The following is a 14923-nucleotide window of genomic DNA, read 5'->3' on the forward strand; positions in this document are numbered from 1 at the left end:
AGGGTTTTCATTGCCCAAGAAGAAAAAAAATCTTGCTCAGACATTGCGCGAATACGCCCAGGCTATCCTCCTGGCCCTGGTGTTGGCCCTTTTCATTCGGACCTTTATCGTCCAGGCTTTCAAGATCCCTTCGGGGTCTATGATTCCCACTCTCTTGGTAGGGGACCATATTCTGGTCAACAAGTTCATCTATGGGGTCAGAAACCCTCTGACCCGGGAGACCTGGATTCCCTTTAAAACTCCCCAGCGGGGCGATGTCATTGTCTTTATCTACCCTCTTGATCGCCACAAAGACTTCATTAAGAGAGTCATCGGTATCGGTGGAGATATAGTCGAGATCATCAACAAACAGGTCTATGTCAATGGACGCCCCTTAGAAGAACCCTATGTCATCCACACTGATCCTAAAATTATCCCCGGAAATATCCAACCTCGTGACAACATGCCTCCCGTTAGAGTCCCTCCCGGATATCTCTTTGTCATGGGAGACAACCGTGACCAAAGCTATGACAGCCGCTTCTGGGGCTTTGTCCCCCTTAAAGACGTTAAGGGTAAGGCCTTCGTTATTTATTGGTCCTGGGATCGGGAACATTTTCGGATAAGGTGGCGCCGAATAGGCCATCTCATTCACTAAAATTATTGAAGGGCCCTTCTTACCTTGGAGGAAAGGGCCTCCAGAGTAATGGGTTTGGAGAGACAGTCCTCCGGACGGACCCCGTATCGGGCCAGAAGTTCACCGGCGTAGCCAGAAATATAGATGACCTTTATCTCCGGATGTATCCTCTGGGCCTTTAAGGCCAGCTCCGGCCCGCTCATCTGGGGCATAACCACATCGGTAATCAATAAGTCATAAGGGGCCTTTTTTAATCGGGAAAGGGCCTCTTCAGCGGATAGCGAAAAATCTATCTGGTAGCCTAGACTCTCTAGCATATCCCGCAAGATCTGACAGACGGACTCCTCGTCATCCACTACCAAAATCCGTCCTGAGGAGGCCTGGGGCCGAAAGGGTCTTTCTATCTTGGGTTCCTTAGGCCGGGCCTTGGTTCGGGGGAAATAAATAGAAAAGACCGTTCCCTGCCCTCCCTCGGAGGAGACTTCAATAAAGCCTCCGTGTTGGGTAACAATGCTATGGGCAATGGCCAGCCCCAGGCCGCTTCCCTGCCCCACCTCTTTGGTGGTGAAAAAGGGCTCAAAGATGAGGGGCAAAAGGTGTTTAGGGATCCCGGATCCGGTATCCTCAAAGGAGAGGACCACATAATGGCCCCGCGGAAAAGATTTAGGGCCTCCCAGACGTTTGTTTTTCGTCCGAACAGTCAGGACGCCGCCTTGAGGCATAGCGTCCCGGGCATTGACCACCAGGTTAAGAATAACCTGCTGGATCTTGACCCGATCCCCTTTAATGGACCAGAGCTTTGGAGAAAGATCCAAATTGAGCTCGATATCCTCCCCGATGAGCCTAGTAAGCATCAGGGCCATCTCCTGCAGGAGCCTATTGAGGTCAAGAACTTCGAATTGGGGCTCCTGGCGGCGACCGAAGGCCAACAATTGCTGGACTAGCTCAGCCCCCCGTTTACAGGTGTTGATAATTTCTTTGGCCCGACGCTGACCGGAAGCATCGCTTTCCAGAAGCATTAGCTCCGCCTGCCCCATAATCCCCATCAGAAGGTTGTTAAAGTCATGGGCGATCCCCCCTGCCAGGCGTCCTAGACCCTCCATCTTCTGGAGTTGAAGGAGGTTGTCCTGAAGAAGGCGATCTTCCGTAATGTCTTCAATTACCGAGACCACCTCACCGGTACCCTCTACAGGGCAATGATGGCTCCGGTAATAACGGCTCCCTTGAGCCGTCTCCATCTCAAACTCCAGGCCGGTTATCTCCTGCCTCTCCCTGGCCTGACGGACCTTCTTGAGCAAACTCCGACCGATACGGGAATCAAAAAGTTTATCCAGTCTCTTGCCTAGGGTGGCCTCGCTCAGAAAATCAGGCGGATTTTCAGCACTCCATTCAATAAGGCGGTCTTTGTTGTCAAGACGGAAGATAGTAAAGGGAATGGCTCGAAGAAGGGCTCTCATGCGGTTTAAATTCGTCTCCAGGGCCTGATGATACCGACAACGCTCCTCCTCGCGACGTAAGGCCTCAACCAGAATAGTAGCCATCTCCAGGTTCTGAACACCTGGCTTAAAGGGAAGCTGAAACCAGAGAAGGCCTACCGGCTGCCCCTTAAGACCCACTCCAGCCAGAACATAGAAGGCCTCTCCTCGAGCCACCACCTCCATGGGACGCTCTCCAGTAAAGTTGAACTCCAGAAGCCCCGGGGGGAGACTGGTTCCTTGAGGCGAAGAATAAAAGGATCTGAAGCTCCCTTCCTGAAGGCGGAGATAACCCCCGGCCCGGGCCTCAAGAAGATCAAGGGCCGTATTAACCAAAAGGGTGACATTCTTATCGAAGGCCGTACCAAGAGAAAGAAGACAGGAGTTTATCTTCCGGAGGGCCCGACGCCACCTTTCCTCAATGGTCACATCATAGAAGGTATTGACCACCCAGGTATCTCCCTCAGGATCAGGGAAGGGGACTCCCAGAGAGACAAATTCTCTCCCCTTTAGCCTGACATTCACCAAACGGACCTGCCCCCCGTGGAGGATATCCTTGATAAAACACCACGGACAGGGCTTACTTTGGTTAAAAAAAAGGCGATAACATTGTTCACCTTCCAGGCTTCTCCTCTCCACCAATCTCCTTAGGGCCTGGTTGGCATAGGTGATGCGCCAGTTGCGGTCAATAGAGTAGATGGGGTTGCGAAGGTGATCAAAAATCTGGAAAAGGGCACTTCTTCCTCGCTCCAAGGCCTGACGTTCGCTGCGGAGCCGCTCCTCTTGCTTCAAGGAAGAGTAAGCCAAGGAGGAGATGTATGAAGCCAGCTCCTGCTGAAGTATGAGGATATGACGGAAGCGTTCCTCAGGAATTATGGGGATTTCCTTTAAGGCCTCCAGATACTCGGCTACCGGAACTTTATATCTTTTTGCCTGCTCCCGGGCCAAGGTTTCATAGTCTGGAGGCTCTATAAAGACCTGTCCACAGCCCACAAACCCCAGACACTGGCCCTCGATGATGATCGGGGCCGTCCCGTCATAAAGATAGTTATGGCACTGACGGATAATGATCTCGCCCCGAACAAAGCTGTCCCGCCCTAGGTTTTTGGCAAACAACTGACAACGCTCGCGGCCTTCAGGATATCGGAGATGAAAGCGACGACACAGGCGGGAGTAATTCACCGAGGTCAGGTAGTTACCCTCAGCATCAAGAAGAACCACCGCCACCCCTGTGGCCCGGGCGAAACTCTTCAAAAGCCTTTTTACCGGGCCCAGAGGCAGCAGACTATCCAGCTGAAGTTGTTTCATCGGCCATTCGGCTATCCACAGTAACTACAGTGTGGACATTTCCTCGAGGATGAAAATCCGCTACCACCTTAAGATATCTTGGTTTAAGTAGTTCATAAAGGTCAGAATATATCTGGTTGGCCGCCGCCTCGTGGGAGATATACTGGTTACGATAGCGATTAAGGTAGAGCTTCAGGCTCTTGAGCTCCACAATTAGCTGGTCGGGTACGTAGCTGATCTTGATGGTGGCGAAATCTGGATATCCAGAACGCGGGCAAAGACAGGTGAACTCTGGAAAGGTGATTTCAATCGTATAGTTTCGTCCAGGGAAGGGATTTTCCCAAGGTTCAAGTCGGGCCTGGGAGATGGCCTCTTCACCATATTTCATGACCCTCCTCCTTGAAGGGGATAGCGTCTAAGGGGTGTGTAGCATGCCCCGTCTGGCCGAAGATCACTTCGATAAAGAACAATTTCTCGCACCTCAAAAGGAGGGAGACTAACGGCTTCCTTGAGGTGGGAAAGGGCCTTAAGAAGCCGGGCCAGCCCCCGAGTGGATTTAACCCGCCCCAGGGTAAAGTGAGGGGTAAAGGGCCGCCTCTCCGGTTCAAAGCCTAAAGGGACCACAATCTTATCTAGCCTTCTTTTAAGCTCCCTTAGGCGATCAAGATCTCCAGAGACCCCCACCCAGATTACCCGGGGACGCCCCCCGGGGGGAAAGGTACCGAGGCCTTGTCCTTTAAGCTGGAAAGATTCACCCAGGCTCTCCCGGGCCAGGGCCTCCTTGAGGCGAGCAAGGCGGTCCTCACTTAGAGAACCAAAGAACCAGAGGGTCAGGTGAATCCCCTCCGGTCGAACCCAACGGACGTCGGCCGAGGTCTCTCTGAGCTCCTTAATAAGTCGAGCCAAGGTCTCTTTAACCGAAGCAGGTAGAGGGATAGCCAGGAAAGTCCTCACCATAGGCCAGATGTCTTCTAAGCCAGTCAAGCGCTGTTTCCGAAGTGATAAGTTGGATCATGTGCCGAGTGCCTGAAAACCGAAATCGCCTCACCAGGACCTTATCTTTAGTCGCCAAACCGATAAACACCGTACCCACTGGTTTCTCAGGGCTGCCGCCAGATGGTCCAGCGATACCGGTAACCGCAAGGGCATAATCCACCCCCGAAAGGGTTAGCACTCCCCGGGCCATGGCCTCGGCCGTCTCCTGAGAAACCGCTCCCTTTGTCTCGATGATCTCCGAGGGGACTCCAAGGATCTCTGTTTTAGCCTGGTTACTGTACGTAACCACTCCCCTGTCAAACCAGGCCGAGGACCCCGGGACCCGGGTAAAGCGAGAGGCTATAAGCCCTCCGGTGCAGGATTCGGCCACGGCCACCCGGACCTTCTTTTCTTGGAGGAGGTGACCAACCACTGACTCCATGGTTTCCTCTCCTTCCCCAAAGGCAAACGGTCCTAAGGCCTGACGAACCGCCTGGGTGGCCTCCTCCAGAAGCTGTTGGGCGGTGGAATCGTCCCGGGCCCGGGTGGTCAAGGTGACGTGGACCTCCGGAAAGACTGGATAGTAGCCCACCTTGAGGGCCTTGAGGGAGTCGGCAATTTCGGCCAGCCGGAGGTTAACTTCGGTTTCCTGAAGGCCAAAGACCTTAATAATTATCTGGTGGATAAAAAGCCTCGGAGGGATAAAGCTTTTCAGCCGGGGGACGACCTCCCGCTCAAAGAGATCCTCCAGCTCTCTGGGAACACCAGGGAGGAAAAAAAGGGGTTTGCCGGCCTCTACAAGAAGATATCCGGCGGCGCAACCCTGCTGATCAAGAACCTCAGCTCCTTCAGGCAGGAGAGCCAGTTTACGGTGGCTGGGAAGGAGCTCTCGGCCGAGTTCCCTGAGGCGGGCCTCCACACGATCCATAATCTCCGGGAAAAAACGAAGCTTACGGGAAAGGGCCGCAGCCACGGCCTCATTGGTGATATCATCAGCTGTGGGGCCAAGCCCCCCGGAGACAAGGACGAAATCGGCCCGGGAGAGGGCCTTTCTCAGGGAGTTTTTGATCTCGGACGGATCATCCCCTATGGTCAGGATACGGCCCACCGGATAGCCCAAGTCAAAAAGACGTCTGGCCAGATAAAAACTAGTCGTGTTAGTCACCCGACCAGAGACCAGCTCATCCCCAATGGCAATTATCTCCCCCTGGGCCATGTCTCTTTTTATCCCAGTTGATAAGAGGCGTCAAAAGCTATTGTGCCAGCAGGGAGTCAAAGATCTTGTAGGCCTCCCTTAAAACAGCGGAGTCCTGAGGTAGCTCAAGGAGAGGGCGTCTCTCCACCTCAAAGCGGAAGAGTTCCTCGCTGTGGGGAAGATAGCCGGCAAACTCCAGGCCTGTCTCCAGGGCTGTTTTCTCAATCTGATCGGCCAGGGCCGGAGGGATTTCCTCTGGAGCCCGGTTGACAATGAGCACCTTGCGCCCCACTTCAAGCCCTAGCGGTTCCGTAAGTCGGGCAATCCGGCCGGCGGTGAGCACCCCTCGAGAGGAAGGATCAGAGACCACCAGAAGATAATCCACCCGGCGCATATTCAGCCGGGAAAGATGCTCCATACCGGCCTCATTGTCCACCACCAGATAGCGGTAGTTTTTGGCAACCCCCTCCATAACTTGGGCCAAAAAGGCATTGGCCGCACAGTAACATCCAGGGCCTTCCGGTTGCCCCATGACCAGAAGGTCAAAACCCGGGGCCTCAATCAGGGCCTCATGGACCTTGAGCTCCATAAATTGATCCTTGGTCATCCCCGTAGGGACAGAGGTCTTCATCTCGTCTTTTATCTCCCCCAGGGTGATTTCCACCTCCAGCCCCAAAAGCTCATTAAGGTTGGCATTGGCATCGGCATCTACAGCCAGAATTGGTTTGAGGTTCTTCTCTAGCAGATATCTGATGACCAAGGCGGCCACAGTGGTCTTGCCCGTACCCCCCTTGCCTGCCAAAGCGATGGTTTCAGCCACTTAAAACCTCCTATCGTCTCCTAAAAATTTGGCCGCCACTTGGAGGCGGCGTGATTAAAGTCATTTTAAATGCTTGAGGATTTTTTTCACTCCCTGGTCAGCTCCTGAGACCAAATTTTACCAGAGAGAGAGCGGTTGACTTGCTAAAGGTAGGAGAATAATATCGGTCTCTTAATCCGAGCCAAGAGCCCATTTTAAGGAGTATTTCTATGGAATTTGAACCGGTCATCGGCCTTGAGGTTCACGCCCAGTTGACCACCAAAAGCAAAATTTTCTGTTCCTGTTCCACCACCTTTGGCGCTCCCCCCAACAGCCATGTCTGTCCGGTATGTCTGGGAATGCCCGGGGTCCTGCCGGTTCTAAACAAAAAGGTGGTTGAGTTCGCCATGCGTCTGGCCCTGGCCACCGGGGCCAAAATCGCCAAGTACTCTGTCTTTGCCCGCAAGAATTACTTCTACCCCGATCTTCCCAAAGGATATCAGATATCCCAGTATGAGCTCCCTCTGGCCGAACAGGGCTACTTAGAGATAGAAGTAAACGGGGAGAAAAAGCGCATCGGGATTACCCGTATCCATATGGAAGAAGACGCCGGAAAACTCATCCATGATGAAAGCCGCCCCAGGAGCTACGTGGATTTTAATCGTACCGGAGTTCCCCTTTTGGAGATCGTCTCTGAGCCTGACATCCGTAGCCCGGAGGAGGCTGTGGCCTATCTAAAAAAGCTCCGGGAAATCGTCCGCTACCTGGAGATCTGTGACGGCAATATGGAGGAGGGAAGTCTTAGGTGTGATGCCAACATCTCCTTGAGACCAAAGGGTTCTCAGGAATTCGGGGTTAAAACCGAGCTTAAAAACATGAATTCCTTTCGCCACGTACAGAAGGCCCTGGAATATGAAATCCGACGCCAAACGGCCCTCCTCCTTGATGGCAAACCAATCATCCAGGAGACAAGGCTCTTTGATCCGGCCAAGGGGATAACTATCTCCATGCGAGGTAAGGAAGAGGCCCATGACTATCGCTATTTCCCTGACCCAGACTTGGTCCCGGTAGTCATTGACGAGGCCTGGATTGAGGAAGTCAAGGGCTCTCTTCCCGAGCTACCAGATGCCAAAAGGGAGCGTTTCGTCAGTCAGTATGGTCTGCGTCCTTACGACGCTGAGGTCCTCACTAGCTCCAAAAAACTGGCCGACTATTTTGAAGCTGTCTGTCAGATCTTCCCCCAGCCAAAGGCCGTCTCCAACTGGATGATGACTGAGTTTCTCCGGGAATTAAACCGTGACGAACGGGAGATTGATCAGGTTCCGGTGACTCCAGAAATGCTTGCCGAACTTCTTACGCTGGTGGCTGAGGGAACTATCAGCCAGAAGATTGCCAAAACAGTCTTTCTGGAAATGTATCGTAGCGGCCAGCCGGCCAAAAAGATTGTCGAAGAGAAGGGTCTCGTTCAGGTCACCGATGAGGCAGCCATTGAGGCCCTTTGTCGGGAGGTCATAGAAGCCTGTCCCAAAGAGGTGGCCAAATACAAGGCTGGCAAAAAAAGTGTCATTGGCTTCTTGGTAGGCCAGGTGATGCGCCGAAGCAAGGGTAAGGCCAACCCCAGGATGGTCAACCAGATCCTTTCCCGGTTGCTGGAAGAATGAAGGCCAGAAACACCGCCCCGGATATTATCTGCCCTATCTCCTGGGAAGGAGACCATCTCCTTATGCTTGACCAACGGCTCCTTCCCTGGAAGGAACGATGGCTCAAGTTACGCACCGCCAGGGACGTCCACCGGGCCATAAAGGAAATGGTCATTCGAGGGGCACCAGCCATAGGAATCGCCGCCGCCTTTGGCCTGGTCTTGGCAGCCAGAGGGGCTGTCCGTCGGCCTCGCCGCTTTCTGGAGACTTTGGAGAAAGCGGCCTCGCTACTGGCCACCGCAAGGCCCACGGCGGTGAACCTCTTCTGGACCCTTTCCCGAATGATGAACCTGGCCCGCTCCCTGTGGCCAGGAGAACCGCAAGAGATTTTTGCCCGTCTGGAGGAAGAAGCCCAGGCCATCTGGAGCGAAGATGTCGCCGCCAACCGGCGCATGGGCCACCTGGGAGCCCAGCTGATCGCCGACGGAAGCACCGTCCTCACCCACTGTAATGCCGGAGCCCTGGCTACGGGCGGCTACGGCACGGCCTTGGGAGTCATCCGGGCCGCCGTTGAGTCAGGGAAGAAGATCCAAGTCCTCGCCGATGAGACCAGACCCTATCTTCAAGGGGCCAGACTGACGGCCTGGGAGCTGGCCAGGGTGGGAATCCCGGTGACGGTGATCAACGACTCGGCGGCAGGATACCTTATCGCCAAGGGTCAGGTCTCGGCTATTGTTGTCGGTGCCGACAGAATCGCTGCCAATGGAGACGTGGCCAATAAGATTGGCACTTACACTTTGGCTGTTCTGGCCTCGCGGCACGGGATACCCTTTTACGTAGCTGCCCCGAGGTCCACTGTTGACCTTAAGACCCCGGAGGGTCAGAGGATTCCCATCGAACAAAGAGCTCCGGAGGAGGTCCACTTCTGTGGTCGGCAGCGAATGACTCCATCCGGGGTAGAGGCCCTGGCCGTGGCCTTTGACGTCACCCCGGCCGAGCTAATTACAGCGATAATCACTGAGGTAGGCGTTCTCCGACCACCTTACGGACCAGCCCTTGAGGCCGCGCTGAGGGAAGACTAGATGTTCGGTCTCTTCCGCAAAGGGATTGCCCTTGATCTGGGCACGGTCAACACCACTATCTGGGACGCCAAAGAAGGTCTTCTGCTCAAAGAGCCCTCCCTGGTAGCCCGTCATCACGAAAGCGGTGAAGTTCTGGCTGTAGGCCAAAAGGCCCGCAAGTTCTGGGGAAAGACGCCCCCAGACATCGAGGTCATCAAACCCCTTAAAGAGGGGGCCGTGGCCGATTTTGAGGCCTGTCGGGCCATGATTGAAGAGTTTCTGGAAAAGGCCCGAGAGGCTGGGGGGCGCCTTCGTCGGGTTTTGGTGGTGGCCTCCATGTGTCTGAGGCCGGTGGAGAAGAAGGCCCTTTCTCAGGTGGTCGAGGAGGCCGGAGCCGGACGGGCCCTGGTAGTCGAGGAGCCCTTGGCCGCCGCGGTGGGGGCTGGTCTGGATATATTTGCCCGTCGCTCTCAGATGATTCTCTGCCTCGGCGGAGGAACTACCCAGTTGGCCGTCTTTAGTGCCGGGGAGATCATCTTTGAAGACTGTGTCCGGGTAGCTGGAAACAGCCTTACAGAAAACGTAATCAACTACCTCTGGCGGAAATATCGCCTCTTAGTGGGAGAGCCTACTGCCGAGGAGCTCAAAATCCGTCTGGCCGCAGCCACGCCTCAGAACGAACCCCTCCTGGAGACCATCTCTGGCAAGGATTCAAGCGGCATTCCCAAGACAGCCGAGGTAACCGAAGAAGACATCCGAGAGGCCATAAGACATGGTCTGGAAGATATTGCCCTGACGGTGGAAAACGCCTTCTCGGAGATGCCGGCCGGTTTTGCCCGCGAGGCCAAGGAGGCCGGTATTATTCTTACCGGTGGAGGGGCCCTTATTCGGGGAATAAAAGAATTTTTAGAAGACAGAATTAAAACCCCGGTAGCGGTAGCCGCCGAGCCCCTTGAGGCTCCGGCCCGTGGTGGGGCCCTTATCCTGGAAAAAACCAAACCTTATCGGGAATTCATCTACCGATGAAGGAGATCCTGGAAACGCTCAAAGAAACGGCCCTCCTGGCGGGGGATTTTATCCGCAAGCTCTACGAGCATCCTCACCAGATAAACCACAAAGGCGAGATAGACCTGGTCACAGAGGCCGATCTTGGCGCCGAGGAGATTATCGTCCAGAACCTAAAGCAGAATTTCCCCAACGTGGCTATCCTGGCCGAAGAAAAGGTCAAGGAAGCCCCCGGCGAAACATATTTTCTGGTGGATCCTCTGGATGGGACAACCAATTTTGCCCACGGCTTTCCCTGGTTTGCCGTCTCCCTGGCCTTTGTTCAGAAGGGACGGCCAGAAATCGGAGTCATCTATCATCCTATGCTGGACGAACTGTTCTGGGCCCGGCGGGGCCAGGGAGCCTTTCTGGGCCAGCGCCGTATCTCTGTTTCCAGCACCGCAAGACTCTCAGAATCCCTGTTGGCCACGGGGTTTCCTTATGATGTTCATCAAAGGCCTGAGCCGGTCCTGGCAGCCTTTTCGGCCTTTATCGTCCGGGCCCAGGGAATTCGCCGCGCCGGAGCCGCGGCCCTCGATCTGGCCTATGTGGCCTGCGGACGCTTTGATGGCTTCTGGGAGATAAAACTCAAACCCTGGGACACAGCCGCCGGCGTTCTCCTGGTGGAGGAGGCCGGAGGGCGGGTAACAGATTTTCGAGGAGGAGCCTACAGCCCCTTTGCCCAGACCATTGTGGCCACCAACGGCCGCATCCATGAACAGATGGTCGCCATAACTAGCAATTTTCTACCTTAGACCATGGGTACCAAAAAAGAAATAATCTGTCCTCAATGTGGCCAAAAGGTCTTCCTTTATCGCAACCCCGTCCCTACGGTGGACATCATCATCGAGCTCAATGAAGGTATTGTCCTTATAAAGCGAGCCAACCCTCCCTACGGCTGGGCTCTTCCCGGGGGATTTGTCGACTACGGTGAGACTTTAGAAGAGGCCGCCAGGAGAGAGGCCCTGGAGGAGACCGGTCTGGCAGTGGAGCTAATATGTCAGCTCCATACCTATTCTGACCCCAATCGAGACCCAAGACAACATACTATCTCCACCGTCTTTGTGGCCCGGGCCAAAGGGGTCCCCAAGGGTGGAGATGATGCCCGGGAAGCCCGAATATTCTCTTTAGAGGCTCTCCCGGAGCCTTTAGCATTTGATCATCGCCAGATTCTGGAGGACTATATTGCCTGGAGAAATGGACATCGCCGAGAAGAAACAGGCCAAACTCCTACTTGTAGATGACGACGCCTCGGTCCTTTCCCTGCTGGCCGAATTTGTGGCCCATCTGGGCTATCCCTATAAAACAGCAAAAGACGGCCTCGAGGCCCTAAAGCGGCTGGAGAAAGAGGACTTCGATGTCGTCATTACCGATCTCATCATGCCCCGACTCGATGGGCTTTCGCTCATCAAAGAGATCAAGAAACACTGGCCCGAGGTAGACGTCATTGTCATCACTGGCTACGGTCGAGAGTTCCGCTACAGCGATGTCATCAAAGCCGGAGCCAGTGACTTCATCAACAAGCCGTTTGATCTGGACGAGCTGGAAGCCAAGCTCTCCCGGGTCTTGAGGGAAAGGGCCCTTTTGGCCGAACTTCAGCGACTCACCAGAGAAGACCCTCTCACCGGGCTTTATAACCGGCGCTTTTTCGAAGACAAACTCAAGGAAGAATGCCATCGGGCCTGGCGTCTTAAACATCCGCTTTTTCTGATGATGATCGACATTGACCACTTCAAGGAGTACAACGACACCTACGGTCATCAGGCCGGAGATGAAGTCCTTAAAGGGCTGGCTGAGGTCATTAAAAGCTCTATCCGCCAGAACGTGGACTGGGGATTCCGCTATGGAGGGGATGAGTTTTCCGTAATTGTCACCCACGCCGGCCCGGAAGAGATCCGCAAGGTGGCCGAACGTATCCGGCGACGTTATGAAGCCAAAAATTTTGAGCCCACCAGCATCTCCATCGGAGTCGCTCCCTTTCGGTGCCAGAACGACCCCTCTCCCAGAGACATAGATGATCTCATCTTCCGGGCTGATGAGGCCCTCTATGAGGCCAAAAAGGCCGGAGGCAACAAGATTATCGTGGCTGACTAGCCAGGGCCGCCTTAATTACATCCTCCCGGGCATTTACCTTTAGGATAACCACCTCGACCTCCTGGCCAACCTCTAAGGGTTGTCCCGGCGAAAGGGGAACATCCACCACTAGCATGGGTTCGAGCAGAAGCACCTGGGCCCGACGCTGATTGAGGTCTATAACCAGGCCGGCAAAGGAACGCCGGCGGTGCTCCTCCAGATAGCGCAGGAGCCAGTAGCGATGACGACGATATTTAACCGTATTGGCCACCCCGGTGGCCACTTCCAGCCGCTGGGCCATTTCCTCAAGATCTTCCTGGCTGAAGGGAGGCTGGCCAGAGAGGGCCCCCTTCAACTGGTGCTGAACAATAAGGTCCAGCATTCGCCGGATAGGAGAGGTAACCGTGGTATAGACGGGGAGCCCCAAGCCGTGGTGAGGCTCCGCCGAAGTAGAAAGGCTACCTCGACTTATGGCCCGGCGCTGGATGAAATTCTTGAGAAGATCCGTCTCCGAGCCATGAATAAGGCGCTCTCTGGGAGGCGGTTGGCTCCGGAAGAGGGCCGGCACCCCCGAGTCTTGAAGAAAACGGGCCGCCTGATAGTTGGCCAAGATCATCATCTCTGCCACCAGGGCCCGACTGCCGGTGATCTCCAGCTTCTCCAAGATCACCCGGCCATCTTTTATCCGAATGACCACCTCAGGTATAGGAAGAGGCAGGGCCCCGGCCTCGATCCGCTTCTCCTTGAGAATAAGGGCCAAACGGTAGAGCTCCTCCCAGGGAGACGTTTTAAGGAGGCCATCGACCTCCTCATAGACCAGATTTTTCCGGACCCTTATCAGACTCGGCTGAAGCCTAAAGGAACGGACCTCTCCTGAGGAATCAAGGATGATAAAAAAGGAAAGAGCCAGCTTATCTTCCCCGGCTTTAAGGCTACAGGATTCCTCCGAAAGGGAGGGAGGAAGCATGGGGATCTTGAGGTCCGGAAGATAGATGGTCTGGGCCCGGTCCAGGGCCTCCTCAAACACCCGGGACTGCGGGGGGACATAGGCGGCCACGTCGGCAATATGAATTCCGACCTCCCAAAGGCCGTCCGGGAGGGGGCGCAGGTGGAGGGCGTCATCATAGTCGGTTGTCTCTTCGCCATCGATGGTAAAAAGTTCAAGGGAACGGAGATCTTCCCGCTGGCCTATCCGGGGGGAATTCGCTAGGTTCCGGGCCTCAAGTTCCACCTCCGGGGGAAAGTCGGCCCTGATTTCATAGCGAAGGAGATCAAGGTTTTCATCCGGGCTGAACACGCCGGCCTTGACCAGAAGTTCAAAGGGAGCCCCGGGACGATTAAGCTCGGCCCTTTTGAGGAGATCTTTGGCCATGGCAGCCTCCCGGGCGGCCTCTCCCTCAAGGCAGAAATCCCGAAGAAGGCCGATGACAAACTCCTTGACCTCTGGAGAGACATCTGTTTTTTCCCCACGCCAGAGGGCCTTAAGAAAGGCGCTGCCCTCCTGGAGGAGTCTTATACGCCGGGCTTCAGCCTCCCGGCGCTCAATGATCTGAGTGACCACCTCCGGAGGATTGACGATGATTCGTCCGTCGCGAAAACGAAAATAAGTCTTGTCTTCCAGAACTGCCCGCACCAAAGCGGCCACCTGGTCGTCATCGGCCTCTTGACCAAAGTATATCTCGGCCAGATCCTGGGGCTCAGCCTCTTCCATCTCGCCGGAGACTAGCTCCCAGAGGGTAACGAGATCTATCTCCCGGGCGAGCTCTTCCCGTCTCTGGTGACGCCGGACCAGGGCGGCCACGGCCTCGCTACGACCAAGGCCCTTAAGGGGGGCTTGAGACATATGGAGCAGGCGGCTGCGGGGCAGAAGGACCTCCCGTCCTAAATGGTTTATGAGGCGCAGACGGCGGTCTTTGAGCCCCGTCACCACCGCGGTAAAGAAACGATTCTGTTCGAGATACTCCACTATCCGACCAGTGGGGTTGGTCGAAAACTCAGACATGATCTTTCTAGACTTTAGATGCGGGCTTTCTTGGCCAGGGCGATGGCCTCGCGAAGGTCAAGGCTACCAGTATAGATGGCCCGTCCGGTAATAACCCCCTCCAACCCCAGCGAAGCCAGAGGCAGAAGTTGCCGTATATCTTCCAGGGTGGAGACTCCACCGGCGGCATAAACAGGAATCGAGACGGCCTCCACCAGGGACCGGGTCTTTTCCACATTGACCCCAGAGCGAGTGCCGTCGCGACTGATATCGGTAAAGATGATAGCCCGCGGCCCGGCCTCCTCAAAAAGCTTGGCCAGATCCAGGAAGTGAATTTCTACCGTATCTACCCAGCCGGAGACAGCCACCTTCTCTCCCCGGACATCAATGCCCACCACGATCCGCCCAGGAAAAAGGCGGCAGGCCTCTCGCACAAGTTCTGGCTCCCGGCAAGCGATAGTCCCCAGGATGACCCGGTCCACCCCCAGAGCCAGATACTCCTCTATGGTGGCAAGATCCCTGATTCCACCTCCGAGCTCCACCGGAACCGAGACAGCCTTAAGGATGGCCTCTATTTCCGGTTTATTTACCGGCTGTCCTGAAACAGCCCCATCCAGATCGACCAAATGAAGCAATTCAGCCCCTTCAGCCTCCCAGCGCCGGGCCATGGCCACTGGATCCTGGGAGAAGACGGTCTCTTTGTCCATCTGTCCTTGATAAAGGCGGACACAGCGGCCACCTTTAAGATCAATTGCCGGAACGACAAGCATCAAACCACCT

At 55.1% G+C, this 14923-nt stretch carries 14 protein-coding genes; 7 read left to right on the forward strand and 7 right to left on the reverse strand.

Annotated features, from left to right (window positions below):
* The first annotated feature begins 10 nt into the window (after positions 1-10).
* Positions 11-634 (forward strand): signal peptidase I, encoded by a 624-nt coding sequence (gene lepB, locus G4V39_RS04180; protein WP_166031742.1) that lies wholly within the window; start codon positions 11-13, stop codon positions 632-634.
* Positions 635-636: 2 nt separating this feature from the next.
* On the opposite strand, the gene G4V39_RS04185 is transcribed toward lepB, so the two are convergent.
* The 5 genes from G4V39_RS04185 to G4V39_RS04205 are packed head-to-tail and all read right to left on the reverse strand — an operon-like array spanning position 637 to position 6365.
* Positions 637-3396, reverse strand: coding sequence for a PocR ligand-binding domain-containing protein (locus tag G4V39_RS04185; RefSeq protein WP_166031743.1), 2760 nt, complete (start codon positions 3394-3396; stop codon positions 637-639).
* Positions 3374-3763, reverse strand: coding sequence for a preQ(1) synthase (queF, locus tag G4V39_RS04190; protein WP_166031744.1), 390 nt, complete (start codon positions 3761-3763; stop codon positions 3374-3376). Before queF ends, G4V39_RS04185 begins: the two co-directional genes overlap by 23 nt.
* Entirely contained in the window at positions 3760-4332 is a 573-nt protein-coding gene (gene thpR / locus G4V39_RS04195; RefSeq protein WP_166031745.1) for an RNA 2',3'-cyclic phosphodiesterase, read from the reverse strand. The genes queF and thpR overlap by 4 nt, the downstream gene beginning before the upstream one ends.
* Positions 4289-5566, reverse strand: coding sequence for a competence/damage-inducible protein A (locus G4V39_RS04200; RefSeq protein ID WP_166031746.1), 1278 nt, complete (start codon positions 5564-5566; stop codon positions 4289-4291). Before G4V39_RS04200 ends, thpR begins: the two co-directional genes overlap by 44 nt.
* A 37-nt stretch (positions 5567-5603) precedes the next feature.
* Positions 5604-6365, reverse strand: coding sequence for an ATP-binding protein (locus G4V39_RS04205; RefSeq protein WP_166031747.1), 762 nt, complete (start codon positions 6363-6365; stop codon positions 5604-5606).
* A 191-nt stretch (positions 6366-6556) separates the two neighbouring features.
* Between G4V39_RS04205 and gatB the strand changes: the two genes are divergently transcribed.
* From gatB to G4V39_RS04235, 6 genes are read left to right on the forward strand one after another with little or no spacing between them, the layout of a single operon-like run.
* Complete coding sequence (gene gatB / locus G4V39_RS04210) at positions 6557-8005, forward strand: Asp-tRNA(Asn)/Glu-tRNA(Gln) amidotransferase subunit GatB (protein ID WP_309484786.1); 1449 nt, start codon at positions 6557-6559, stop codon at positions 8003-8005.
* On the forward strand, positions 8002-9066 hold the full coding sequence (mtnA, locus tag G4V39_RS04215; RefSeq protein ID WP_166031749.1) for an S-methyl-5-thioribose-1-phosphate isomerase: 1065 nt from the start codon (positions 8002-8004) through the stop codon (positions 9064-9066). Before gatB ends, mtnA begins: the two co-directional genes overlap by 4 nt.
* Positions 9067-10071 carry a rod shape-determining protein gene (mreB, locus tag G4V39_RS04220; RefSeq protein WP_166031750.1) on the forward strand — a complete coding sequence of 335 codons (1005 nt, stop codon included), beginning with the start codon at positions 9067-9069 and terminating at the stop codon, positions 10069-10071. It abuts the gene before it with no gap.
* Positions 10068-10844, forward strand: a complete 777-nt coding sequence (locus G4V39_RS04225) for an inositol monophosphatase family protein (protein ID WP_166031751.1) — start codon at positions 10068-10070, stop codon at positions 10842-10844. Before mreB ends, G4V39_RS04225 begins: the two co-directional genes overlap by 4 nt.
* Positions 10845-10847: 3 nt before the next feature.
* Positions 10848-11333: an NUDIX domain-containing protein gene (locus G4V39_RS04230; protein ID WP_166031752.1), complete on the forward strand. Its 486-nt coding sequence runs from the start codon at positions 10848-10850 to the stop codon at positions 11331-11333.
* A complete protein-coding gene (locus tag G4V39_RS04235) occupies positions 11275-12183 on the forward strand; it encodes a GGDEF domain-containing response regulator (RefSeq protein WP_166031753.1) in 909 nt (302 codons plus the stop codon). Before G4V39_RS04230 ends, G4V39_RS04235 begins: the two co-directional genes overlap by 59 nt.
* On the opposite strand, the gene G4V39_RS04240 is transcribed toward G4V39_RS04235, so the two are convergent.
* Together G4V39_RS04240 and hisA are read right to left on the reverse strand one after the other, a co-directional pair.
* On the reverse strand, positions 12167-14164 hold the full coding sequence (locus G4V39_RS04240) for a ribonuclease catalytic domain-containing protein (protein ID WP_166031754.1): 1998 nt from the start codon (positions 14162-14164) through the stop codon (positions 12167-12169). The genes G4V39_RS04235 and G4V39_RS04240 overlap by 17 nt on opposite strands.
* Positions 14165-14178: 14 nt before the next feature.
* Positions 14179-14913 carry a 1-(5-phosphoribosyl)-5-[(5-phosphoribosylamino)methylideneamino]imidazole-4-carboxamide isomerase gene (hisA, locus tag G4V39_RS04245; RefSeq protein WP_166033059.1) on the reverse strand — a complete coding sequence of 245 codons (735 nt, stop codon included), beginning with the start codon at positions 14911-14913 and terminating at the stop codon, positions 14179-14181.
* Between the last annotated feature and the right edge of the window lie 10 nt (positions 14914-14923).

This window comes from Thermosulfuriphilus ammonigenes, from assembly GCF_011207455.1.
GTDB classification, from domain to species: domain Bacteria; phylum Desulfobacterota; class Thermodesulfobacteria; order Thermodesulfobacteriales; family ST65; genus Thermosulfuriphilus; species Thermosulfuriphilus ammonigenes.